Origin of the sequence: Sporosarcina sp. E16_3, assembly GCF_017347125.1 — a bacterium.
GTDB lineage: Bacteria > Bacillota > Bacilli > Bacillales_A > Planococcaceae > Sporosarcina.
On the sequence record NZ_JADPRX010000004.1, the window covers coordinates 50,946 to 76,265 of the forward strand.

The window sequence follows — 25,320 nt, forward strand, 5'->3', positions numbered from 1 at the left end:
CACATGGATTTCACCATGGAATAGCTTTTCAATTTATTTCAACAAACCAGCCTTCAATTTCCCATGCCACTCAAGCAAACTAGTCATTGACTCTTCATTGATGGCACCTTTTTCTTGTGCGACTTCAGCAAGTGCACCGAAATCAGTCAGGCTCTTGTAAGTTAATCCCGCCGACGCGAATGTTTCATCTGCGCTTTGCAGTTCATATGTAAAGATAGAAACAATGCCAGTCACTTCAATACCTTCAGAACGCAGTGCTTCCGCAGCATTCAAGCTACTGCCGCCCGTTGAGATCAAATCTTCGATAATTACCGCTTTATCTGCGACATCCACTTTACCTTCGATTTGACGACTGCGACCATGTCCTTTTGCTTTTGAACGGATATACACCATTGGTAATCCGAGAATGTCCGCAACCCAAGCCGCGTGTGGAATCCCCGCTGTTGCTGTCCCTGCAATGACCGTTGTTTCAGGATAATTTTCACGAATTAATTCTGCAAGGCCTTCCGCAATTTTTATCCGTCCAACCGGATCTGACATCGTCAAGCGGTTATCGCAATAGATTGGAGACTCAATACCTGATGCCCATGTAAACGGCTCTTCAGGACTTAATTCAACTGCACCAACATTCAATAGAATTTCAGCAACTTCTTTTCTCACCATTGTTATTTCGTCCCCTTCCAAAGTGTATGTATGTGTTCGTACGCTACTCGCGGATCCGTCGCTCCCGTAATTGCTCGCCCAACTACAATATGTGTCGAACCTGCAAGACGCGCTTCTTCAGGTGTCGCAATCCGTTTCTGATCATGTGCTCCGCCATCTGCAAGGCGTATGCCAGGCGTCACTTTGAAAAAGGGTTTTCCACAACTATCTGCAATCGCTGTCGTTTCATGGACAGAACAAACGACACCATCAAGACCTGCTTCTTTCGTCAGCTTAGCATAATGAAGGACAGATTCTTGTAGTGCAACACCTATCAATTGTTCTTCACGAACTTGCCGCTCATCTGTAGACGTAAGTTGTGTAACACCGATTAGTGATGGCCGTGACATTCCAAATGGCGTCCCTTTATCTAATCCTTCAAGAGCCGCCTCCATCATGGCCTTACCGCCAGCTGCATGAACATTCACAAGGTCAACGCCGAATCCTGCAAGCACTTCCATCGCTGATTTCACCGTGTTTGGAATGTCATGCAATTTCAAATCAAGGAACACATCATAACCTTGTTCTTTCAACCGAGCCACAATCGCAGGCCCTTCTTTATAATAAAGCTGCATGCCCACTTTTACATTAACGTCCCCGTCAAAAGCACGGAGAAAGTCAAACGTCTTTTCAGCAGAATCAAAATCGAGCGCTATAATTGGGGATGTTTTCATAGACGGTGGCTCCTTCCTATCAGTTCAGAAATATGACCAATTCCTAGCTCGTCCAACTTAGCTGGCAATTGTTCAATAATCTGCGGGCAAATAAACGGATTAACAAAGTTCGCAGTTCCTACTGCAACGGCACTTGCACCTGCGGACATAAAGTCGATAATATCGGCCACCTCTGTCACCCCACCCATTCCTATAATCGGAATATTGACTGCTTTGCTTACTTCATAAACCATCCGAATCGCAACCGGTTTAACCGCAGGGCCAGACAAACCGCCTGTACCGTTTGCAATAACGGGTCGACCTGTTTTCTGATCAAGACGCATACCTATCAGTGTGTTAACCATCGTAATGCCATCTGCTCCGCCAGCTTCAACCGCCTGTGCAATTTCCACAATAGAAGTGACGTTTGGAGACAGTTTGACATAAACCGGAACTGAAGACACTTCTTTTACCGCCCTTGTCAGCTCTTTTGCAATTTCAGGATCCGTTCCAAATGTAATTCCTCCACATTTAACGTTTGGACACGAGATATTCAACTCAAGTGCCTTAACGTTTGGAGCTTGAGAAATCATTTTCGCTACTTCCACGTAATCTGCTGTTTCAGTTCCCGCAACGTTTGCGATAATTGGCACATCAAACTGTTCCAGCCAAGGCAACTCGCCTTCTAAAACACCTTGCAGTCCCGGATTTTGAAGACCTATCGCATTCAGCATACCTGACGCCGTTTCCGCAACACGCGGTGTCGGATTGCCTAGCCTCATTTCAAGTGTTGTGGATTTGATCATTATCGCGCCAAGCAAGGATAAATCATACCGTTGGCCATATTCTTTACCGAATCCGAAACAACCTGATGCGGGCATAATTGGGTTTTTTAATGATAAACCAGGTAATTCAATCGATAGTCTATTCATATTGCCACCACCCCCGCTGGGAATACTGGACCATCTGAGCATACTTTAATATATGCTTTTTCCGATCCTTCCGTCGTTTGACATACACATGCGAAACAAGCACCGATTCCGCAGCCCATGCGTTGTTCAAATGACAGAAAGCCTTTTTTCCCTGCGTACATTTTTTCGATTGCTTCAAGCATCGGCATTGGACCACAGCTGTAATACGTTGAGAATTCATTGCCAAGTTCCGCCATAACCGTGGTCACGAAACCTGCTTCTCCTAGCGATCCATCGACTGTTACGATATGTGTTTCGCCGAGCTTACTAAATTCTTCTTCGTAAAATACAACGTCCTTTGATTGGAATCCTAAGACATGCGTGCATTTCACGCCCTTCGCCGTCAATTGCTTCGACAACTCATACAACGGTGGTACTCCGATTCCTCCGCCAATTAGGATTGCCGTTTCTCCCTGCGCCGTTTCTTCAACAGGAAAACCATTCCCAAGTGGGCCAAGCACATCTACTTCATCACCAGCACGTTTCTGTGAAAGGATTGTAGTCCCCCGACCTTCCGCGCGATAAATAATGGTCATTTCGGAAGTCTTTTGATCAATAGAAGCAATTGAAATTGGACGTCTTAATAGTGGTTCAAACGAGTCTGACACACGAATGTGGACAAACTGGCCTGGGGAAGTAATTTCCCCGACCAATTTACCGTTTAACTTCATTTCAAAAATGTTATGGGCAATTTGCTGTTGAGAAGTGACCGTCATTCGATCTTGGATGATCATATAGTCTCTCCCACTTTCCCCATTTCCTCAGTTTGGAATGTCATTGATTCAATAACACGTAGCATCGCATCTGCCGTATCAAGTGAAGTGAAGCAAGGTATGCCATTTTCAACTGATTCGCGGCGAATTCTGAAGCCGTCACGTTCAGGCTGTTTTCCTTTTGTCAGCGTATTGATAACAATTTGCGCTTCCCCTTTTTGAATAACATCCAGAAGCGTCGGCCCTTCAGAACCAATTTTACCGATTGTTTTCACGCGAATGCCAGCGCTCTCTAACACAGCAGCTGTACCTCCAGTCGCTAAAATGCGGTAACCGATATCCGTAAAGCGTTTAGCAATGCTGACCATCTCTTCTTTATCTTTGTCAGAAACCGTCATTATGACTGAACCGTATTCTTTTATTTCCATGCCCGCTGCAACAAGACCTTTGTACAGGGCTTTTTCAAGCGTAGTATCTTTACCCATTACTTCTCCGGTCGATTTCATTTCAGGTCCAAGCGTGATATCAACTCGACGCAATTTCGCGAATGAAAACACTGGTACTTTAACGTAGACGCCAGATGGAGCCGGTGCCAGTCCATTTTTGTAACCTTGTTCGATAATTGATTGACCCAGAATGGCTTTTGTCGCAATGTTTGCCATCGGAATGTTCGTGATTTTGCTTAAGAATGGAACTGTACGACTTGAACGTGGATTCACTTCAATAACATAGACTTGCCCTTCTGAGATGACGAACTGGATATTGAGCAGACCTACAATTCCAAGTCCTTTTGCAAGGCGTGTCGTATAATCAGCAATTGTTTCCATCTGAGAAGCCGATAAGTTTTGCGGTGGGAACACGGCAATCGAGTCACCTGAGTGAACACCTGCACGTTCAATATGTTCCATAATTCCTGGTATCAACACGTTTTCTCCGTCGCATATACCATCGACTTCGATTTCAGTTCCTGTCAAGTAGCGATCGACGAGTACCGGATGATCTGGGCTCGCTTCAACTGCATGCTCCATGTAATAAAGCAGTTCTTCTTCATGATAAACAATTTCCATCGCACGTCCACCTAGTACATAAGAAGGTCTTACGAGTACAGGATAACCGATTTCATTGGCAATCGCGACAGCTTCTGGTACTGAAACAGCTGTTTTTCCAAGGGGCTGTGGAATACCAATTTCGCGCAGTGCACTTTCAAATTTATTACGATTTTCCGCACGGTCAATATCTTCTAAAGACGTCCCCAAAATTTTCACGCCGCGGGCTTCGAGACCAGCTGCTAGGTTGATAGCTGTTTGTCCACCGAACTGAACGATAACGCCTTCAGGCTGTTCTAAGTCGACGATATGCATTACATCTTCGATTGTCAGTGGCTCAAAGTATAATTTGTCCGAAATCGAGAAGTCTGTTGACACCGTTTCAGGGTTGTTGTTGATGATAATTGCTTCGTAACCAGCTTCTTGAATTGCCCAAACAGAGTGTACTGTCGCATAGTCGAACTCGACGCCTTGACCGATACGAATCGGGCCAGAACCAAGTACTATTACGCTTTTCTTGTCTGTTCTAATCGATTCATTTTCATCTTCGTACGTGCCGTAAAAATACGGTGTATCCGATTCAAATTCGCCTGCACAGGTATCGACTTTTTTATAGACTGGAATAAGGCCATGCTCTTTTCGCCAATCGTAAATCGCACGCTCATCTGTGCTCCATAGTTCAGCAACTGTTACGTCAGAGAAGCCCATGCGTTTTGCAGTGCGTAACGTTTCATAATCAAACGGATTCGCTTTTAAGACCAGTTCAAACTGGACGATTTTCTGGAACTTGCGTAAGAAAAAGGCGTCGATTTGACTCCATTCGTGAATCGTTTCAACTGTCGCGCCTCTGCGGAATGCTTCGCCGATGAAGAACAAACGCTCATCTCCCGCACGACGGATACGTTTTTCAATCCATTCGTCCGTCATTGTCGAACCGTTTTTCAATGATAAACCGAATTGTCCTGTTTCAAGTGAGCGTACTGCTTTCAAAATCGACTCTTCGAATGTACGGCCGATTGCCATTACTTCGCCTGTTGCTTTCATTTGTGTACCCAAGTTCCGTTTAGCAGATTCGAATTTATCAAATGGCCAGCGTGGGATTTTCGTTACGATGTAATCAAGTGATGGTTCGAAACAAGCGTATGTTGTCCCCGTAACCGGATTCATCATTTCGTCGAGCGTCATGCCGACTGCAATTTTGGCAGCAAGCTTCGCGATTGGATAGCCTGTCGCTTTCGATGCTAGTGCCGACGATCGGCTAACACGCGGGTTCACTTCGATAATGAAGTAATCAAAGCTATGTGGATCAAGTGCAAGCTGAACGTTACATCCGCCTTCAATTCCGAGCGCACGGATAATTTTAAGTGACACATTTCGAAGCATTTGATTTTCACGGTCTGTCATCGTCTGGCTTGGAGCCGCGACGATTGAATCGCCCGTATGAATTCCGACTGCATCGACGTTTTCCATGTTGCAAACGACGATTGCGTTATCAGCTGAGTCACGCATTACCTCATATTCAATTTCTTTATAGCCGGCAATCGATTTTTCCAGCAAACATTGTGTAGCTGGGCTATATTTCAAACCGCTTGTCACAATTTCTTCTAGATCTGCGTCGTTGTAGCACATGCCGCCGCCTGTACCGCCAAGCGTGAATGCCGGACGAACAATAACTGGATAGCCGATTCTATCAACAAAAGCATGTGCTTCTTCAAGGTTATGGATAATATCGCTGTCAGGAACAGGTTCACCTAGTTCATTCATTAGTGTTCTGAACAAATCACGGTCTTCTGCCTTATGGATTGCATCAAGCTTTGTACCAAGGATTTCAATTCCTAATTCTTTCAATATTCCCGATTCATCCAGTTCAATCGCCATATTCAAACCAGTCTGCCCACCCATTGTTGGAAGAAGTGCATCAGGGCGTTCTTTACGAATGATGCGGCTGACGAATTCAAGCGTGATTGGTTCGATATATACTTTGTCCGCAATTTCTGTATCTGTCATAATTGTTGCAGGGTTAGAGTTAATAAGAATGACACGGTAGCCCTCTTCTTTTAATGAAAGACATGCTTGAGTTCCGGCATAGTCAAACTCCGCTGCCTGACCAATGACAATCGGGCCTGACCCGATAACTAATATAGTTTCAATATCTGTACGTTTAGGCATTGAAATTCCCCTCTCGGCTGCTTGTTTTTATTACATCCATGAATCGGTCAAACAGATGTTTCGAATCTTCTGGTCCTGGTGATGCTTCCGGATGAAACTGTACGGAAAACGCTTCGTATTTCGTGCTCTTCACGCCTTCAACTGAGCCGTCATTAAGTGCTTTATGTGTCACTTCAAGATTCGTACCTGCAAGTGATTCTTCATCTACAGCGTAGCCATGGCACTGGGAAGTCAATTCCGTCCTACCTGTAGTCAAATCTTTTACCGGGTGATTGCCGCCCATATGACTGTTTTTCAATTTAACTGTACGCGCACCGCAAGCAAGTGCAAATAGTTGATGGCCAAGGCCAATCCCGAAGATTGGAGCTTTTCCTAACAATTCTTTAATCACTTCAACTGTACCTTCAACATCCATCGGATTCCCCGGTCCATTTGACAACACAATGCCATCTGGTGATAGAGATAAGATTTCTTTCGTCGATGTGTTATATGGAACAACGATAACGTCGCAATCTCTGTCATTTAATTCGCGTAAAATACCATGTTTCAAACCATAATCGATCAGGATAATTCGCTCTCCGCGACCTGGGCTAGGATAAGGTTTTTGTGTCGAAACGCGTGCAACAAGATCTGTCGGTAAGTTGTAAGAAGCGACATGTGCAACTGTTTCTTGTACATTTACTTCTTCTCCTGCAGCAGTAAGAATCCCTTTTAGCGCACCTTTGTCGCGCAGCAGCCGTGTTAATTTACGCGTATCGATTCCTTGAATTCCAGGAATACCCTTCATCGTCAACAGTTCGCAAAGCGTCATGCCGCTACGGAAGTTTGATGGTTCGTCTGCTAGTTCACGAACCACTACTCCGCTCGCTGCCGGTTCTATTGATTCGTAATCGTCCCGGTTAATACCATAGTTACCAATTAGCGGGTAGGTCATCACAATGATTTGTCCAGCTCCCGAAGGATTTGAAATGGTTTCTTGATAGCCTGTCATACCTGTTGTGAATACTGTTTCACCGATTGAAGCCTCATCAGAACCAAAAGCGATTCCTTCAAAAATTGTTCCGTCTTCTAAAATAAGCATTCTTTTTTTCATCATTGTCCATCCTCCCAAACTACTTTTCCACCGAAAATCGTTTTAACTGGCCAGCCTGTGCATGTCAAACCGTCAAATGGTGTGTTCTTACCTTTGGATACAAATGTTGTGCGATCTATTTTTGCTTCTTTGTTCAAATCAAGTAACACTAAATCCGCAGTGGCTCCAACTTCAATTTTACCGTATGGTAAGCCGAATACATCAGCCGGCTTTTTCGTCATCCAATCGATAAGCTGTTGCAATGTCCATGTTCCTTTTTTTACGAAGTTCGTATAAAGAAGGGGGAATGCTGTTTCAAAACCAGTAATACCGAATGGCGCTTTTGCAAAACCGACCGCTTTTTCTTCTGCACTGTGCGGAGCGTGATCTGTTGCGATGAAATCCAGTGTGCCGTCAAGCAAGCCTTCACGCAGTGCTGCAAGATCTTCTGTTCCACGAAGTGGCGGATTCATCTTCCAATCTGCATCATCGCCAGGAATATCCTCTTCCGAAAGGAGAAGGTGATGCGGACTTACTTCAGCAGTCACGTGCACCCCTGCTTTTTTCGCGTCGCGGATAACCCGAACCGACTCTTTTGTGCTGACGTGACAAACATGGTAATGAGCGCCAGCCGCTTCAGCCAGTAAAATATCTCGAGCGATATGGACTGATTCTGCTATAGAAGGTATTCCTGGAAGACCTAGTTCTTTATTACGTTTGCCTTCGTGCATCGCGCCGCCATAAATAAGCGTATTATCTTCACAGTGTGCAACAATCGGCATACCGATTTCAGCTGCATCCTGCATCGCTTCGTACATCATGCCTGCCTGTTGTACACCGACACCATCGTCTGTGAACGCGAATGCGCCGTGTTCTTTTAGTTCTGCAAGATTCGTCCGTTCTTTGCCGGCTTCCCGAATTGTAATAGATGCGTATGGAAGGACACGGATTAGGGATTTCTGTGCGATTAAGTCATTGACGAGTGTCAGATTTTCTTTTGTATCCGGTACAGGTCGTGTATTTGGCATTGCACAGATTGTCGTGTAACCGCCTTTTGCTGCTGCAAGTGTTCCGCTTTCGATTGTCTCTTTATGCTCGCCACCCGGTTCGCGTAAGTGAACGTGGACATCGATGAAGCCCGGCGCTAGTAAAAGTCCCTTGCCCTCGATTATTTCTGCGTTTTCCACTGTAAGCTGATGACCGATTTCTGTAATTTTATCACCCGTTACTTTTACGTCTGTTGTAACAAGTTCCCCATCACCGTTAAGAATCTGAACCCCTTGAATAAGTTTCTGCATGTCAATTCCTCCCTTTCAATACTGATTCCAATACGGCCATCCGTATGTATACACCATTTTCCATTTGTTTAAAAATTCGCGACTTTGAACATTCGATTAACGAATCTGCAATTTCAACGCCTCGGTTGAATGGTCCGGGATGCATGATGATTGCATTCTCCTTCATCAGCTGCTCGCGGGCTTCTGTTAGACCATATCGTTCGTGATAACTTTCACCTGCAAAAGTACTTTCTACCTCATGTCTTTCATGTTGAACCCTAAGTAGCATGACCACATCATTACTTTTAATCACTTCATCCCACGAATCCACACTGTCGAATTCGCCTGCCCATTCTGCCGGACAAAGGAAGGTCACATTTGCGCCAAGTGTCGTCAGCGCATCTGCATTGGATCGGGCTACACGACTATGTGTAATATCCCCTGCTATAAGTACATTCAGTCCTTTAAATGAACCAAACTCTTCTTTTATTGTGAATAAATCCAGCAGTGATTGCGTTGGATGCTGACCTGAACCGTCTCCTCCGTTAATGATAGAAACTGACGTTCTCCCTATCAACTGCTCATAGTAACCATCTTCGGGATGACGGATAACAAGTGCATCTACACCGATTGCTTCGAGTGTTTTTACTGTGTCGTAAATGGTCTCTCCTTTTAACGTGCTGGAGAAGCTAGATTCGAATGGCAATACATCAAGTCCGAGTTTCCGTTCCGCCATTTCAAAACTCATTTTTGTACGTGTGCTTGGTTCGAAAAACAAATTGCTGACACTATATTTCCCGGGCAATTCCCGGACTCCGAACTTTTTGAATGTATCAGCCCGATCAAGGATTATCATGATTTCTTCTTCAGTCAGGTGTTTCATCGAGACAAGATGCTGCATCTGGTTTGTCCTCCTTTTATTGAAAAGCGGAAGGCGCCGCCCAGACGCGACAGGCATAAGTCGATCCAGCGACGTGGCGTTCTTTGCCACATAGCTGGATTGCTTTCAAGGAACCTAGCCTAAGTACGCCGCGTCCTGCGGCAATGGCTACGTGACCCACATCCTGCGGGCCTCCGAGCGGCTGGCGCCTGAAGCTAGACACTGTTCCGTGTTGTTAAACTTATACTGTCTTATATATTGAAAAACGAGCCTTTCCGATAGACGGAAAGGCTCGTTAAGTATGACAAACCAATACCCTACACTTATTGTGTAGAATGGGTGTCAAACGAACCTTTCCCTGACTCTCGGAACAGTGTTAAAAGGTTTTCTATTCTTTTTCATCAACTAGGCTTTCATTTGTTCTTCCTGGCAGAACCAGGTTGAGTATCACACCGATAATTGCTGCTAGTGCCATACCTTCTATTTGGAATGTATCGCTAAATTTGAAGCTCGCACCACCAATTCCGATGACTAGAATGACTGAGGCAATTACTAGATTACGCTGGTTGCCAAAATCTATTTTGTGATCCACGAGCATGCGTAAACCAGATGAAGCGATAATTCCAAACAAGAGTATCGAAACCCCGCCGAGCACTGCCGTCGGAATCGTCGCAATCAATGCCATCACTTTTCCTAAGAAAGAGAAGGCTATGGCGAAAATGGCAGCTCCTAAAATGACATAGACACTGTAAACACGAGTAAGCGCAAGTACACCGATATTTTCACCGTATGTCGTCTTAGGTGGCCCACCTACAAGACCACTTATGAGTGTTCCAAGTCCATCACCAAGTAAAGAGCGGTTCAATCCCGGATTTTTTATGTAATCTCTTCCAACGATTCGTCCAAGGACGAGTTGATGGCCGATATGCTCCGATATAGTGACAATCGCAATTGGCACCATAAGAAACAGGAGCGTAGGTGTAATGACGAAATCATAATCCACACCTGGAATTAGCATTTCAGGAAATTCAAACCACTTTGCTTCCACAACTTTTGTAAAATCCAATATTCCAATGAAAGCCGAGTAAATGTAGCCGACGCTGATGCCGATTAGTATTGGCATTAGGCTGATGATTCCTTTGAAAAACATGAGGCAGACAATAGCAGCCGCCAACGTGACAAGTGCTGCTGAGAAATGAAGCAGGTTGTATACCCTGTCATCTCCGAATTGAATTGTACTTGCCATACTGATTGCAGTTGGTGAAAGTGCCAGTCCAATTACGATGATGACAGGCGCTACAACAATCGGAGGCAATACTTTCATAATCCAATTGTAGCCCGTTTTCCAAATGAGTAATGAAATGATCCCGTAGACAAGTGCCACAAACATGCTTCCAATCATGGCGCTGCCAATTCCACCTGTTTCGGTCGCGACTTGTATCGGAATGATGAAAGCGAAAGATGAGCCTAAGTACGCTGGCACTTGAAATCGTGTTACAAGAATAAAGACGATTGTTGCAATCCCGCTTGTCAGAAGGGCGATTGCTGGACTTAACCCGACGAGTTGAGGAACTAATATTGTTGCTCCGAACATGGCAAACATATGTTGTAAACTGAGGATAATCCACCTGGTTGGTGCTGGTTTTTCATGTACATCTAATACTTTTTCATCCATTGCCCATACCCCCCGTGCGGATTACTTTATTTTGTTTCTAGCCTTCAGGTGACTTACACTTTTATTTTGAATGAATTGACACACCATCTTTGCCATCCGTTTCTACTACACTCACAACGACCTGTTCATCGCTTGATGTCGGGATGTTTTTCCCTACGAAGTCTGGTCGTATTGGTAATTCACGGTGACCCCGGTCAACAAGGACCGCTAGTTGGATTGATGCTGGTCTTCCAAGATCCATAACTGCATCCATCGCCGCTCGAACTGTTCTGCCAGTATAGAGAACGTCGTCTACCAAAATGACTTTCATATCTGTCACATCATGCTTGATGTCTACCTGCTGGACTAAAGGTTCGTTGATACCGTGTTTTAGCATAAGGTCATCCCGATACAGTGTGATATCAAGTTCACCGGCTTTAATCGGCTTCCCTTCGATAAGTTCAATTTTTTCAGCAAGCCTGTTCGCTAAGTAAGCGCCGCGTGTTTTGATGCCAACTAGAATGCACTCGTCAATTCCTTTGTTGCGTTCAATTATTTCGTGTGCAATTCGTGTAACTGCCCTGCCAATTGCCTGCTCATCAAGAATATTTGCTTTTTCTGTCATTTCAACATCCTCCATTTTCCTTGTCTACTTCGGTCTTTCGGTCAAATGCCTTCCAGGAACCGGTGGGGTTGGATATTCTCCATAAAAAAAACCTCCCGGCCTTGGATGGCGGGAGGGTATACGTGCAGAAATAAATGTACATAGAAACTGCGCGCAGCAGTTTGACTGTACTTCCGTGCAACCTTCCCAGCCTCTCTGGACTGATTTTAAAGGTATCGCTATTCAATTGCTTCATTCAGTATATATTCTACTCTTCTGTTTTGTCAACGCTTTTCCTAACTTTATCGACCAACTCTATAAAATCTTCAGGTAGAGGGCTGCTGAATTCTAAGTACTCACCTGTCACAGGATGATCAAAACCAAGCGTTCCTGCATGCAATACTTGTCCGTTAAATTCGAGTGTTTTTTTCGGTCCATATTTCGGATCTCCAACAAGTGGAAAACCAATATATTTCATGTGCACGCGAATCTGATGTGTTCTACCTGTTTCTAATCTACATTCAACAAGTGTGTAATCGCCGAACCGTTCTAGTACTTTGAAATGCGTTACCGCATGCCTTCCTTTATCAACAATTGCCATATTTTGGCGTTCCCGTGAATCACGGCCGATTGGTGCGTCAATTGTTCCATTATCGTGTGGAATATGGCCATGGACAAGTGCAGTGTAAACGCGCGTTACAGACCTGTTAACAAGTTGTTCTACTAACGACACATGCGCCTTATCATTTTTCGCGACCATCAAAAGCCCGGACGTATCTTTATCAATACGATGGACAATCCCAGGACGAACTACACCATTAATGCCAGAAAGGTCCGTGCAATGGTGCATAAGGCCGTTGACTAGCGTTCCTGATGGATGACCTGGCGCAGGATGAACAACCATACCGCGTGCTTTATTGACAACGAGTACGTCTTTATCTTCATAGACGATATCGAGATCTAGTTCTTCCGCAACAACGTCAAGTTCTTCCAGTTCAGGTTCTTCCACCGTCACTGTATCTCCCAGTCTAACTTTATAATTCGGTTTAACTGTAATACCGCCGACAAGAACAAGGCCATTTTTCAGCCATGTTTGAATTTGTGTACGTGACCATTCAGGATTGAACGCCGACAATGCTTTGTCTATACGGCTTCCTTTGTGTTCTTCAGTTATTTCAATTTCAGTTATTTCAATTTCAATTTTATCCATTACTACACCTTTTTCTTATTCTTTTTTTCATCCAAAATAATATGGATGATGATCATAATCACACCGACCGTCAATGCTGCATCTGCAACATTAAAGATTGGAAAATCGTAGTTGATAACCGGGATTGTGACATCGACAAAATCGACAACTTCCTTGCGCCACAGACGATCGATAAAATTACCAATCGCACCACCAAGAAGAAACATTAAACTGAGTCCAAAGAGCGGTTGCCCTTTCGCTTCTTTATGGAAGAAATAGATAATACCTATTGCAACGACAACTGTGACGATATAAAATAACCACATTTGTCCTTCAAGCATGCCCCAAGCCGCTCCCTTGTTACGGTGAGAAAGAAGCCCTAAATAAGGATCTGCAATGCTAATTTTTTCGCCAAGTTCCATATTTTTAACGACTAGCCATTTCGTAAACTGATCCAAAATAATGACGAATGCCGCCAATCCGTAATAAATGAACAATCCAAATACCCCCGTCCGACAGATTACGTTCCATTTTACCACATCGACACCTGTATGAGCGCGTTTCAACGCTAAATGAGTAATATAAAAAAGCCACTGCTGCCAGTCTTATATAAAGACAGCAGCAGCGACTTAGCGTTTGACAGTATTACGAATAATGAACTTTCACAACATCTGCACAACGCGTACATAGTGTAGGATGTGTTTCGTCTGATCCGATTGTTTCAGAAATCGTCCAGCAACGCTCACATTTTTCGCCATCTGCATTTTCAACAAGAACACTTACAGCGTCCAGTTTCAAAGTACCTTCCGGCATGTTAGCGATATCTCCTTCAGCAAACTTCGATACGATGAAGAATTGTGCGAAGTCAATATCATCCGCTGCGAATACATCTTTCAGGTTTTCAGGGACAGCAACTGTTACTTTCGCTTCAAGCGATTTCCCGATAACTTTACCATTACGCGCTTCTTCAAGTGCCTTCAGAACGTCATCACGAACAAGCATCAATGTAGCGAAACGCTCACGCAACGCCTGTGCTTCTGCTCCTAGATCTTGTGCTTCAGGCATATCTGTTAGCTGAATACTTTCTTCAGTTTTATGCTCGATAAATGCCCACATTTCATCTGTCGTGTGTGGCACAATCGGTGTTAACAATTTCAACAACGCAATCAACGTTTCATACATAACTGTTTGCATCGCACGGCGATGTGGATGGTCTGCACCTTCGATATAGACAACATCTTTCGCGATATCTAGGTAGAACGAGCTCAATTCACCTGTACAGAAATTATTCACCGCATGGTAAACAGTAGCGAACTCATAGTTTTCATAGGCATTGCGCACTTCTTTGATTAAGTCCTGTAATTTCACATAGACGAATTTGTCGACTGTACGAAGATTTTCAAACGCCACAGCATCCGTAGCTGGATTAAAGTCTGATGTATTACCGTGCAGGAAACGAAGTGTGTTACGAATTTTTCTATACACTTCAGAAACTTGCTTGAAGTTAGAATCAGAAACTCGTACGTCCGCTGTATAATCAACAGACGATACCCATAGACGAAGAATATCTGCACCAAGTTGGTTCATTACCTTTGCAGGGATGATGACATTACCGATAGATTTACTCATTTTACGTCCTTCGCCGTCAAGAGTGAAGCCATGACTTAGCACACCTTTATAAGGCGCATGGCCATTGATGGCAACACTTGTCGTAAGAGATGAGTTAAACCATCCACGGTATTGGTCAGATCCTTCAAGATATAAGTCAGCCGGGTAAACAAGATCGTCCCGTTCTACTAGCACACCTTGGTGCGTCGAGCCTGAATCGAACCAGACGTCCATGATGTCCGTCTCTTTTGTAAACTCTCCGTTCGGGCTTCCTTCGTGCGTGAAGCCTTCTGGCAGTAAATCTTTTGCTTCTCGCTCGAACCAGACATTTGACCCGTTTTCACGGAACAGTTCCGATACGTTGGCAATCGTTTCATCTGTAATGATTGGTTCACCGTTTTCAGCGTAAAATACTGGAATCGGAACTCCCCATACACGCTGACGAGAAATACACCAGTCACCGCGATCGCGAACCATATTATACAGTCTCGTTTCACCCCAAGAAGGTGTGAATTTCGTGTTTTTGATTGCTTCAAGCAATTCCGGGCGGAACGATTCAATTGAAGCGAACCATTGTGCAGTCGCGCGGTAAATAACCGGTTTTTTCGTGCGCCAGTCATGTGGATACGAGTGCGTGATAAATGATAGTTTCTTAAGTGCATTCACTTTATCAAGCGCCTCAGTAACTGCTTTATTTGCATCTTCATAAAATAGACCTTCAAAGCCTGGTGCTTCATCAGTCATGACACCGCGGTCATCGATAGGAGAAAGGGCATCAATGCCATAAGATTTAGACACGTAGAAGTCATCTTCCCCGTGACCTGGAGCTGTATGGACACATCCAGTACCCGCTTCAGCTGTAACGTGATCACCAAGCATGACAAGCGAATCACGGTCATACAATGGATGCTTAGCAACGACACGGTCAAGTTCAGAACCTTTCAGTTCCCGCTCGACGGAATAGTCTTCCCATCCAATTTCTTCTGCAACAAATGTGAGAAGATCTTTGGCAATCAGGAATTTCTCTTCTAAAGCTTTAACAATGACATATGTGAATTCCGGATGGACAGAAATCCCAAGGTTTGCAGGAATCGTCCAAGGAGTCGTCGTCCAGATTAAGAAGTTAACATCTTCGTCAATAACGCCCAGTCCATCTTTCACAGGGAAACTAACATAAATTGATGCTGATTTCTTATCTTGATATTCGATTTCTGCTTCAGCAAGTGCAGATTCACTAGATGGTGACCAATAAACCGGTTTCAACCCTTTATAGATATATCCTTTTTTAGCCATCTCACCAAATACTTGAATTTGACGCGCCTCAAAAGCCGGTTTTAGCGTGATATACGGATTATCCCAATCGCCCCTTACACCAATCCGTTTGAACTGGCTACGCTGATTGTCAATTTGACCAAGCGCATATTCCTCACACATTTTACGGAATTCCGCTACTGACAATTCTTTTCTTTTTACGCCTTTGTTTACTAATGCCTGTTCAATCGGCAGTCCGTGCGTATCCCAGCCTGGAACGTATGGCGCGTGGAAGCCTGTCATTGATTTATGGCGGACAATCATATCTTTCAATACTTTGTTCATGGCATGACCCATATGAAGATCACCATTCGCATATGGAGGACCATCGTGTAAGACGAAGAACGGGCGACCCGCAGTTCGTTCCTGCACTTTTTTATAAATGTCCATCTCTGCCCATTTTTCTTGCAGTAACGGCTCTTTGTTAGGTAAGTTACCTCGCATTGGAAATTCTGTTTTCGGCATAAGTAATGTATCTTTGTACTCCATGTTTTTTCCTCCTTTATAATTGAAAAGCATAAGGCGCCGTCCAGCCCCGACAGGCATAAGTGAAAAGGAAGGCAGTCTTAGTACGCGACGTCCTGTCGCGATGACTGCATACCTACATCCTTTTGGCACAGGCAAAAACAAAAAAATCCCCGCCCCTTAAAAGGGACGAAGAATTATTCTCGCGTTACCACCCTACTTGCAGCAAACGAATTTGCTACCACTCAGACACCATAACGGGGTGTTTCCGGGATCACGTAAATCATTCCGTAATCCGGCTCAAGAGTGATTTTCATTTCCAATCCATTGACCGGGCTTCCACCGCCCCCGGCTCGCTGCTCATAGATTTGGAAGGTACTTTCTCTTTCAACGCCTGTTCTAAATATATGCCTATAAGTATATGTGTGAATTAAGACCAAAGTCAAGTTTCCTTATGAATCCAGGTCGGCTGCCATTTCTAAACGCTCCGCATCGATTTCATACTCAAGCAAAACGTCCCAATCATCTGACTGAATCAGATCAAGCTGTGCTTCAATAAGCATTTTGAAACGTGTACGGAAAACCTTCGACTGCTTCTTAAGATCTTCGATTTCAACAGAAATTCTACGTGCACGGGAAAGTGCCTCATTGACAATTCTGTCCGCGTTTTTTTCTGCTTCCTTAACAATCAATTTCGATTCTTTCATAGAGTTACGACGAACGTCCTCTGCAGCTTCCTGTGCGATAAGAATCGATTTTTGCAGCGTTTGCTCGATTGAGTTAAAATGGGAGACCTGATCTTCCGATTGTTTCAAACTACTTTTCAATGCTTTATTTTCTTCCAGAACATTTTCAAAGTCTTTCATGATTTGTTCCAAAAACTCATTTACTTCATCTTCATCATACCCACGGAACTTATTAGCAAATTCTTTATTATGTATATCAAGTGGTGATAAAGCCATTTGAAGCATCTCCCCTTTAACTTATTCATTCTCTATTATACATGTTAAGACATCAGATAACAGTTCTTTTTCAAACTATTATCTGAACAATCATTCTAATTTCCCAACAATGAGCCGAATTTTATCTTTACGCGTTCTTCCTTCAATCGCAATCACTTTAAAACGACCCGAACCTCTAATTGATATCATATCTGATTCTTGAAGTTCGAATGCTGGCTGATCCCTAACAGCCCAGTTTACTTTCACTTTTTCACCGTGTACCAGTGATGCCGCTTTTTGGCGTGGAATAGTGACTAATGCTGCGGTTACTACATCAAGTCGTAATGAACTAACGATATGCAGCTCCTCTGTCCATGTATCCGTCGTAACAATCCAGTCTTCCGGACGTTTACTTTCTTCAACCGTCACTTTTGCTTTTCCAATCGATAAAAAATTAGCCGTCATATAATCCTTTAACTCATCAGCAACTGCAAACTGGACTTCATCATCTAGCACCCGGATGTCCCCGAATTTCGAACGGTCGATACCTAAAGACATCATCGAGCCTAGGATGTCCTTGTGATCAAGTTTCAAAAACTTAGAAGCATATTTAACATCAAACATGGCTATCCGATAATCTGCTGGTTCTGGCACATAATAATCTGGATAAATAAGTACTCTTCGTCTTTCCGCAGCTGGAAAAGCGCCATACAATCCGACTAGCAGCATCGAACTGCCCGCAAGCGATTCTACAATGCGCTGTTGCCTAGGATCCAGAAATCCCGTTAGTTTGGGAGAATAAGTATCCTCCACTTCACGTATCCAGCCAATTGCCATTTCAATGAAAGGCTGTTCATCTTTTCTGAAATGCTGCAGTATTGTTTCCATTTCATCGGCTCCTTATAGAAAAATCCTCACATAAGTGAGGACAACATAATCATTTTATAAAAGCATTCTAAATATTGCTGTAACACCATCAGAAATAAACCTCAACGCAAATATGCCAACGATCGGTGATATATCAATCATTCCAAGTGGTGGGATAAATTTTCTGAAAAACCCTAAATAAGGTTCGGTAATCTTCCCAAGCATTATACCAAACTTAGTCTCACGTGAAGCAGGTATCCATGACATTAGTATATAAATAATAAGAAGTATTGAGTATATAGAGATTGCTCCTGATATACCTTGATAAAGTAACCCTAAAATATTTTCCATTCTGTTTGGTACACCTCATTCAGATTCTATCGTTCGAAATAATCGGAGATTGCACCAGCAACCTCCACATTTTCTGGTACACAAAGGAAAATATCCGTTCCAATTCGCTGAATATCTCCACCAAGCGCATAAACAGTACCGCTTAGGAAATCGACAATTCGAATTCCTTGATCACGTTCAATTCGCTGTAAATTCACAACAACTGCCCGTTTATTTTTCAAGTGCTCAGAAATATCTTGTGCCTCCGCATAGACTCGCGGCTCAATTAGTATGACTTTGGAAGACTTCTGAACACTTTGCAAACTGACAACCGTTGCTGATTGTTGTGGTTCGCCTGCTACTTGCTTCCTCATTGGTGCCCTGCCGCGCGGCTGTTCCTGCACAGGACGCTGTTCTTCCCGGCGTGGCTGTTCTTGTACTTCTTTTTCTTCATCGTCCAAGTAAAACCATTTCTCAAACTTGTTTTTAATGCTCATACGTCTCCCTCGCTTTCTGCTCCGACAAGTGCAGTCCCGATTCTTACATGGGTTGCACCTTCTTCAATAGCGATAATGAAATCATTTGACATTCCCATGGACAATTGAGTACAAGGCGCATGTGGTAAACTTTTCGCTGAGATACCGTCTCGAAGTTCCCTTAATGACCGGAATACAGAACGAATCTCATCCATATCCTTAATGAATGGAGCCATTGTCATTAAACCTATAATTCGAACTTTATCATAAGGCGCTACTTCTTCAATAAATCTATCAAGTTCAGCTGGTGTTACACCTGATTTACTTGATTCACCGGAAACATTCACTTGAATGAAACAATTAACAACATGATTGGCGCGCTTATGGATTTCTTTCACCAAACTCATTCGATCAATTGAATGTAAATAGTCAATTTGATTGATGATTTCTTTCACTTTTCTGCTTTGAACATTACCGATGAAATGCCAAATCGCACCACTTTGTATCATTTCCTGTTTCCCTAGAAGGCCTTCAGGACGATTTTCGCCAAGATGTAGGATATTTTCTTCCAGCACTGCAGATGTTCTTGCTGCCGAAACTTCCTTCGTAACAGCAACGACCGTAACTTCAGATCTGTTTCGACCTACGCGGTCACAAGTTGCTTGTATATCTTGTTCGATTTTTTGTATTCGTTGTTGTAGATTTTCCATTTTTATCACTACTTTTCCTCAATCTTTCACTTCATTGTACCAACCTAGGCTGAACATATCAATAATAAATCATTTTTCTGCATTCTTTTTACCCACAAGCACAATATCTTTACCGATTGTTGTAATCTCTTTAAGATTGACTTTTTTCGTATCCTTGTCTTTTGTATCAAAAAAACTGTTTCGTTCTCCACCGCCGACATGCAAGGATTCAACTTTTCCAGTTACAGTATCAATCGTTGCATCCTGGACGAATCCTAGGAATGTCCCCTTAGTAGCGTCGATAACTTCTTTTTTTTGTATTTCTGAAAACCTCATAAAATCCCTCCTTACAATGAATATATGCACACAGGCGCAAGAAAAAACGCAATGCAGTTAGCGCATTGCGTTAGATTTATCATTATTGTTCCATTCCATCACGAATGGTTTTAACAGCACTTTTTTCCAGTCTTGAAATTTGGGCTTGTGAAATGCCTAATTCCTTGGCTATCTCAGTCTGCGTTTGTCCCAAATAAAACCGTTTTGAAAGAATTGCTTGCTGCCTTTCATCCATACTAGATACAGTATCTTTTACAGATACATACGTCAGCCATCGTTCTTCTGAAACCGTTTTGTCCTGTATCTGATCCATCATGAACACTGGATCACCGCCATCACCATTCATTGGCTCATGAAGAGACATAGGATCTTGAATTGCATCAAGTGCAAAGAGAATATCGTCGGCAGGTATACCTGTCACTTCAGACAAATCCGAAATTCGCGGTTCTTTTTGATTATCGTTAATGAACTGCTCTTTCGCTCTAATTGCCTTATAAGCGGTATCTCGAAGTGATCTCGATACCCGTATTGAATGATGATCACGTAGATGTCTTTTAATTTCCCCAATAATCATCGGGACTGCGTATGTTGAAAATCTGACATTATGTTTCAAATCGAAATTGTCTATTGATTTAAGTAAGCCGATACATCCGACTTGAAATAAATCATCCGCTTGTTCCCCCCTGTATGCAAATCTTTGTACCAGACTGAGGACGAGTCGCAAATTGCCAATGACGAGCTCTTCCCTTGCTGCATGATCTCCGCTCTGCAACCTGATAAACGTTGCTTTCATCACGTCGTTTGTGAGTAACGGCAATTCGGACGTATCGATTCCACAAATTTCAACTCTTGTACGTACCATTCGCTTTTCCTCCGCATTCTGTAGATGACTGTACAAGATAGTCTGTCCGCAGTCGTCCAGAATATGCGGGAATCAGCATCGCCAATTTCACCCATTATGCAATCGGATGATTCAAGCTTTCACGCAGTTCCGAGATAATTTTCTTTTCGAGCCGTGAAATATAGGATTGAGAAATTCCAAGCAGTTCTGCCACTTCTTTTTGTGTCATTTCCTCTTGTCCCGTCAAACCGAAACGGCATTCCATAATGTAGCGCTCTCGTTCATCGAGACTCGTAATCGCTTCAATCATATGCTGACGCTCGATTTTTCTTTCGACATCATCGATGATAATATGCTCATCTGTACCAAGAATATCCGATAACAGTAATTCATTCCCGTCCGCATCTGAATTTAACGGTTCATCAAAAGAAATTTCGGATCGTGTCTTGTTTGTTTTTCGAAGATGCATCAGAATCTCATTTTCAATACAGCGGGATGCGTAAGTGGCTAACTTGATGTTTTTGTCGGTCTTAAAAGTTTCGATTGCCTTTATAAGTCCAATAGCACCTATGCTGATAAGATCTTCAATATGTGTATTCGTGTTATCAAAACGACGCGCAATGTAAACAACAAGACGAAGATTTTTTTCAATTAACCTGTCACGCGCGTTCATATCGCCGTTCATAAATGCTGCGATTGTTATTGCTTCTTCTTCCCGGGTCAATGGCTTTGGAAGGGATTCATGGCCTCCGATATAGTATGTGCCGCTTTTTCGTTTAAAAAAGCTGGTGATTATCGACATCCATTTTCTAAATTTATACAGCATAAGCAGTTCCCCTCTCCCCATTTAATGACTCCATTGCGGATACATGCAAGATAGCTCCCGCGCCGTCCGGATAACGGCGGTCATTCTTTGTCACTACAATATAACCTGGTTCCAACGCGTTACCTCCCCCTAAAATCCATCGCTTGAATCGAAAACCAACTGCCCAGGATTGACCTTGTACCGTCATTAATCGAATCAGCCGTATTTGTTTGTGATAGCCAGCAGGAAACTCCGACATTGAAGGTGTCCCCTGAGGATTCCAAGCAAGCAAAGGCTTCATCAAATCTTCCGGTATATGTTTTTCCAGCGCCTTTAACGATACAAAATGGACAGGTGAACCTGATAATGGCTCCGTGCAACCGTTCCCCGAATCGATGAAAACATCAACCTCAACATCTGCATCCCAAATAGAGAGTACGGAAGACGCCCGAAGCGCGGATACATGACGTGCAGTTCTGACATCAAGCCACTTTTTTCTCATGAAATAAAGAGAGACGTATGCGACAACTGCATAGGCAAGAACTGCAAAAGATGAACTGGACATATGGACGCGATATTGAAAAGCCGTTAGTAAACCACCAGCAAATACCGCCCCTATCAAAACCATTGTCGCAGACTTTTTCCACAGCTCAAAAGCCTTTCCAAAAGCGCATACGGTCATGCAAATAAAAGATAAAACCACAACACTCACCGATGATGGAAAGATAACGACAGGCACCGCACCCGCAAAAGAGGCGAACAATAGACGTCCGCGGGCGGCTTGTACGTTTCCAACTTTGTTGGCGAATGAAAGAATTGCATAATTGAACAGCATATTCACTCCGACAATGAGTTCCCCATACATAAGCCGCCCTCCCTGACAACAACGATAGCACCTATGCCGTAAAATGTTTGTCGGAACTAGGGGCAGGCAAAAAAAAGAAATCGACAGGATTCGATTTCAGATTCGGGGTGAACTGTTGGTAAAAATGAGGAGTTATGTTCGGTTTGCTGGGTTATATGATCGGGCGGCCAACGATAATCAGACATCGCCTAATCCACTTCATACCAAACCAAACGTAAAAAAGCTTTCCAAAAAGTGCAATTGCACTTTTTGGAAAGCTTTTGGTCTTTCATTATTAACGACGACGATTGCGTAAAAACGTCGGAATATCGAGCGTATCATCTTGTTGACTACTTTGAGGTTGGCGTGTTGGTTCCGGTTGTTGGAACTGTGGCGCTTCCTCTCTGCTACGCTCCCGCGTTGGTGGCTGTTGTGTTGACGGTTGCTGCTCACGCGTCGTTTGTGTACGACTTGCACCGAAGCCAGGGCTTCTTGCAGGACGTGCTACGGTAAGCTGTTCTTCACTGAAGCCTGTTGCAATGACTGTTACGATAATTTCATCCTTCAAGTTGTCATTAATGACAGAACCGAAGATCATATTCACATCTTCATCTGAAGCTGAAGCAACGATATCTGCGGCTTCCTGTACTTCGAATAGACTCAAGTTTGAACCACCTGTGATATTCATAAGCACACCTTTTGCACCGTCGATTGACGTTTCGAGCAGTGGGCTTGAAATGGCTTTTTTCGCCGCTTCAGCTGCACGATTTTCTCCCGTAGACATCCCAATCCCCATCAGGGCAGAGCCTTTATTGGACATGATTGTCTTAACGTCAGCAAAGTCCAAGTTGATAAGTCCAGGGACTGCGATCAAGTCGGAAATACCTTGAACCCCTTGACGAAGTACATTATCAGCTTCACGGAATGCTTCTAGCATCGGCGTATTTTTATCTACAATTTCAAGTAATTTATCATTAGGAATTACGATAAGTGTATCCACAGATTCTTTCATAGATGTTATACCACCGATTGCCTGTGTCTGACGTTTCCGCCCTTCAAAAGTGAACGGTCTTGTCACAACACCTACTGTCAATGCACCTAGATCTTTCGCAATTTGCGCGATGACCGGAGCAGCCCCAGTACCTGTTCCACCGCCCATGCCTGCAGTAACAAATACCATATCAGATCCACGCAATGCTTCTTCGATTTGTTCTCTGCTTTCTTCCGCAGCTTTTTTACCTACTTCCGGATTCGCACCCGCTCCAAGTCCGCGTGTCAATTTACCACCAATCTGTAATTTCACTTCAGCAGTTGAAAGATTTAATGCCTGTGCATCCGTATTCACCGCGATAAATTCCACACCTTGCACACCATGTTCAATCATTCTATTTACAGCATTATTACCGCCACCGCCTACACCAATTACTTTGATGACTGCTAACGCGTCAACATTCGTATCAAATTCTAGCATCGTCTCTCCTCCTAGTCCATTTCATACAGTTGTTCATTGACTCATTCGAAGAAATTGTCAAAGACTTTCTTTGCTTTATCTAAAATACCAGGTTTCTTTTCTTTGTTCCGGTCTACTGACTTTTTCTTGTTAACCGGAGCCGGCGTATGATTATCGGAAGCCGAAACTGTCGGTGAATCTGGGACATGACCAAAATAAGAATCTTGCATATGTGCATAGCGTATTAGTCCTACCGCAGTTGCATACATCGGTTCTCTAACCCCGATATACTCCGGTGTATGGATACGGACCCTAGTTTTCAACACATGTCTCGCTAGTTGTAAGATACCATCCATCTTCGTTATGCCACCGGTCAATACGACTCCGCCTGGTAAATCATGTACGCCCATGCGGTACAACTCTTCCAGAACAAGATCAAAAAGTTCTTCAAGCCGAACACCGATAATTTCCGATATGTATCTTTGGCTGTATTGATCTTTTGAATCAGCACCGATGACGGGTACTTCAAACAATTCATCATCCGATGCATCATCTGAGAACGCATGTCCATACTGATGCTTAATTTTTCTTGCCTGTTCAGTTGGCGTTTTCAATATAATTGAAAGATCTTTTGTAATATGATCCCCACCTACCGGTATCACCGCTGTAGCCATGAATCGGTTTTCACCAAATATGGAGACTGTGGTAGAACCTCCTCCAATATCGATAAATGCACTGCCGTGATTCTTTTCATCATTCGTCAAAGCAAACGTACCCGCAGCAAGCGGTTGCAAATAAATTTCTTGGATTACAAGACCTGCCCGTTCTACGCAGCGTAGTATATTATGAATAAGTGTTTTTGATGTAGTTATTAGCGTTCCGTCCATTTCAAGCCGGACACCTATCATTCCCCGAGGATCCGTTATTTCATCATAATCGTCAACGATGAATTGTTTCGGAATGATATTAACGATTTCCCGATCAGGTGGAACAGACATTACTTGTGCTGATTTCATAACCCGATCGAGGTCGTCATCAGTAATTTCACGATTCTCCGAGTTAACTGCTACAACCCCTTTGACGTCCTGTAACAAAACGCCATTTGCAGGAATGCCCAGAATGACTTCACGGATTTGCATCCCTATCATTCTCTCAGCCTGTTCAACCGCTTTTCGGATAGATTGGACAGTTGCATCAATATCGATGATTGTCCCTTTCCGGATTCCCGCAGATTGAACATTGCCAACTCCGATAACGTGCAAGGATCCGCCATCCACTTCACCTACTAACACCTTAACCGACGAAGAACCTATATCAAGTGATACATATAATTTTGATTGGCTCAATTACTGGCACCTCCTAAATCAACTCTTAACTCCCATTCTATTGCATTGGGAGTGCATTGTCTAAATATTTTCGACATCTCT

Annotated in this window: 25 protein-coding genes and 1 other annotated feature; all 25 genes read right to left on the reverse strand. The window is 43.5% G+C overall.

The annotated features are described in order from the left end of the window. Positions 1-33: 33 nt before the first annotated feature. The 25 genes from pyrE to ftsA all read right to left on the reverse strand — a co-directional run bounded on the left by pyrE (position 34) and on the right by ftsA (position 25,239). Positions 34-663 carry an orotate phosphoribosyltransferase gene (gene pyrE / locus I2483_RS04910; RefSeq protein ID WP_218624861.1) on the reverse strand — a complete coding sequence of 210 codons (630 nt, stop codon included), beginning with the start codon at positions 661-663 and terminating at the stop codon, positions 34-36. Between the two features lie 2 nt (positions 664-665). Continuing rightward, complete coding sequence (gene pyrF / locus I2483_RS04915; RefSeq protein ID WP_207174166.1) at positions 666-1,376, reverse strand: orotidine-5'-phosphate decarboxylase; 711 nt, start codon at positions 1,374-1,376, stop codon at positions 666-668. Continuing rightward, the gene (locus I2483_RS04920) at positions 1,373-2,287 is read right to left on the reverse strand and encodes a dihydroorotate dehydrogenase (protein ID WP_207174167.1); all 915 of its coding nucleotides are present in this window, start codon (positions 2,285-2,287) and stop codon (positions 1,373-1,375) included. Before I2483_RS04920 ends, pyrF begins: the two co-directional genes overlap by 4 nt. Beyond that, a complete protein-coding gene (locus tag I2483_RS04925; protein ID WP_207174168.1) occupies positions 2,284-3,060 on the reverse strand; it encodes a dihydroorotate dehydrogenase electron transfer subunit in 777 nt (258 codons plus the stop codon). The genes I2483_RS04920 and I2483_RS04925 overlap by 4 nt, the downstream gene beginning before the upstream one ends. Beyond that, positions 3,057-6,254 (reverse strand): carbamoyl-phosphate synthase large subunit, encoded by a 3,198-nt coding sequence (carB, locus tag I2483_RS04930; protein ID WP_207174169.1) that lies wholly within the window; start codon positions 6,252-6,254, stop codon positions 3,057-3,059. The genes I2483_RS04925 and carB overlap by 4 nt, the downstream gene beginning before the upstream one ends. Beyond that, on the reverse strand, positions 6,247-7,347 hold the full coding sequence (locus I2483_RS04935; RefSeq protein WP_207174247.1) for a carbamoyl phosphate synthase small subunit: 1,101 nt from the start codon (positions 7,345-7,347) through the stop codon (positions 6,247-6,249). The genes carB and I2483_RS04935 overlap by 8 nt, the downstream gene beginning before the upstream one ends. After that, positions 7,347-8,624 (reverse strand): dihydroorotase, encoded by a 1,278-nt coding sequence (locus I2483_RS04940; RefSeq protein WP_207174170.1) that lies wholly within the window; start codon positions 8,622-8,624, stop codon positions 7,347-7,349. Before I2483_RS04940 ends, I2483_RS04935 begins: the two co-directional genes overlap by 1 nt. Position 8,625: 1 nt before the next feature. Then, positions 8,626-9,504, reverse strand: coding sequence for an aspartate carbamoyltransferase catalytic subunit (locus tag I2483_RS04945; RefSeq protein ID WP_207174171.1), 879 nt, complete (start codon positions 9,502-9,504; stop codon positions 8,626-8,628). A 16-nt stretch (positions 9,505-9,520) separates the two neighbouring features. Continuing rightward, on the reverse strand, positions 9,521-9,664 hold the full coding sequence (locus I2483_RS04950) for a hypothetical protein (RefSeq protein WP_207174172.1): 144 nt from the start codon (positions 9,662-9,664) through the stop codon (positions 9,521-9,523). Between the two features lie 207 nt (positions 9,665-9,871). Continuing rightward, entirely contained in the window at positions 9,872-11,158 is a 1,287-nt protein-coding gene (locus I2483_RS04955) for a uracil-xanthine permease family protein (protein ID WP_207174173.1), read from the reverse strand. A 61-nt stretch (positions 11,159-11,219) separates the two neighbouring features. Next, positions 11,220-11,762 (reverse strand): bifunctional pyr operon transcriptional regulator/uracil phosphoribosyltransferase PyrR, encoded by a 543-nt coding sequence (pyrR, locus tag I2483_RS04960; protein ID WP_207174174.1) that lies wholly within the window; start codon positions 11,760-11,762, stop codon positions 11,220-11,222. 247 nt (positions 11,763-12,009) lie between these two features. Then, positions 12,010-12,951: an RluA family pseudouridine synthase gene (locus I2483_RS04965; RefSeq protein WP_207174175.1), complete on the reverse strand. Its 942-nt coding sequence runs from the start codon at positions 12,949-12,951 to the stop codon at positions 12,010-12,012. Positions 12,952-12,953: 2 nt separating this feature from the next. Beyond that, positions 12,954-13,427: a signal peptidase II gene (lspA, locus tag I2483_RS04970; RefSeq protein WP_207174176.1), complete on the reverse strand. Its 474-nt coding sequence runs from the start codon at positions 13,425-13,427 to the stop codon at positions 12,954-12,956. A gap of 148 nt (positions 13,428-13,575) precedes the next feature. Next, on the reverse strand, positions 13,576-16,338 hold the full coding sequence (ileS, locus tag I2483_RS04975; RefSeq protein WP_207174177.1) for an isoleucine--tRNA ligase: 2,763 nt from the start codon (positions 16,336-16,338) through the stop codon (positions 13,576-13,578). A gap of 158 nt (positions 16,339-16,496) precedes the next feature. Continuing rightward, positions 16,497-16,714, reverse strand: a binding site (T-box leader). A gap of 52 nt (positions 16,715-16,766) precedes the next feature. Beyond that, positions 16,767-17,276: a DivIVA domain-containing protein gene (locus I2483_RS04980; protein ID WP_186671302.1), complete on the reverse strand. Its 510-nt coding sequence runs from the start codon at positions 17,274-17,276 to the stop codon at positions 16,767-16,769. A gap of 90 nt (positions 17,277-17,366) precedes the next feature. Continuing rightward, entirely contained in the window at positions 17,367-18,143 is a 777-nt protein-coding gene (locus I2483_RS04985) for a YlmH family RNA-binding protein (protein ID WP_207174178.1), read from the reverse strand. A 54-nt stretch (positions 18,144-18,197) separates the two neighbouring features. Then, the gene (locus I2483_RS04990) at positions 18,198-18,473 is read right to left on the reverse strand and encodes a YggT family protein (RefSeq protein ID WP_207174179.1); all 276 of its coding nucleotides are present in this window, start codon (positions 18,471-18,473) and stop codon (positions 18,198-18,200) included. A 26-nt stretch (positions 18,474-18,499) separates the two neighbouring features. Then, on the reverse strand, positions 18,500-18,949 hold the full coding sequence (locus tag I2483_RS04995; protein ID WP_186671305.1) for a cell division protein SepF: 450 nt from the start codon (positions 18,947-18,949) through the stop codon (positions 18,500-18,502). After that, positions 18,946-19,638 carry a YggS family pyridoxal phosphate-dependent enzyme gene (locus tag I2483_RS05000; protein WP_207174180.1) on the reverse strand — a complete coding sequence of 231 codons (693 nt, stop codon included), beginning with the start codon at positions 19,636-19,638 and terminating at the stop codon, positions 18,946-18,948. The genes I2483_RS04995 and I2483_RS05000 overlap by 4 nt, the downstream gene beginning before the upstream one ends. A gap of 69 nt (positions 19,639-19,707) precedes the next feature. Next, complete coding sequence (locus I2483_RS05005) at positions 19,708-19,953, reverse strand: PRC-barrel domain-containing protein (RefSeq protein WP_067211451.1); 246 nt, start codon at positions 19,951-19,953, stop codon at positions 19,708-19,710. 82 nt (positions 19,954-20,035) lie between these two features. Then, positions 20,036-20,815 carry an RNA polymerase sporulation sigma factor SigG gene (gene sigG / locus I2483_RS05010; RefSeq protein ID WP_186671307.1) on the reverse strand — a complete coding sequence of 260 codons (780 nt, stop codon included), beginning with the start codon at positions 20,813-20,815 and terminating at the stop codon, positions 20,036-20,038. A gap of 94 nt (positions 20,816-20,909) precedes the next feature. Next, positions 20,910-21,620 carry an RNA polymerase sporulation sigma factor SigE gene (sigE, locus tag I2483_RS05015; RefSeq protein WP_186671308.1) on the reverse strand — a complete coding sequence of 237 codons (711 nt, stop codon included), beginning with the start codon at positions 21,618-21,620 and terminating at the stop codon, positions 20,910-20,912. Continuing rightward, positions 21,610-22,464 (reverse strand): sigma-E processing peptidase SpoIIGA, encoded by an 855-nt coding sequence (locus tag I2483_RS05020; RefSeq protein WP_207174181.1) that lies wholly within the window; start codon positions 22,462-22,464, stop codon positions 21,610-21,612. Before I2483_RS05020 ends, sigE begins: the two co-directional genes overlap by 11 nt. Positions 22,465-22,738: 274 nt before the next feature. Further along, entirely contained in the window at positions 22,739-23,914 is a 1,176-nt protein-coding gene (gene ftsZ, locus I2483_RS05025) for a cell division protein FtsZ (RefSeq protein ID WP_186671311.1), read from the reverse strand. Positions 23,915-23,955: 41 nt separating this feature from the next. Beyond that, positions 23,956-25,239 carry a cell division protein FtsA gene (ftsA, locus tag I2483_RS05030; RefSeq protein ID WP_207174182.1) on the reverse strand — a complete coding sequence of 428 codons (1,284 nt, stop codon included), beginning with the start codon at positions 25,237-25,239 and terminating at the stop codon, positions 23,956-23,958. Positions 25,240-25,320 lie beyond the last annotated feature (81 nt).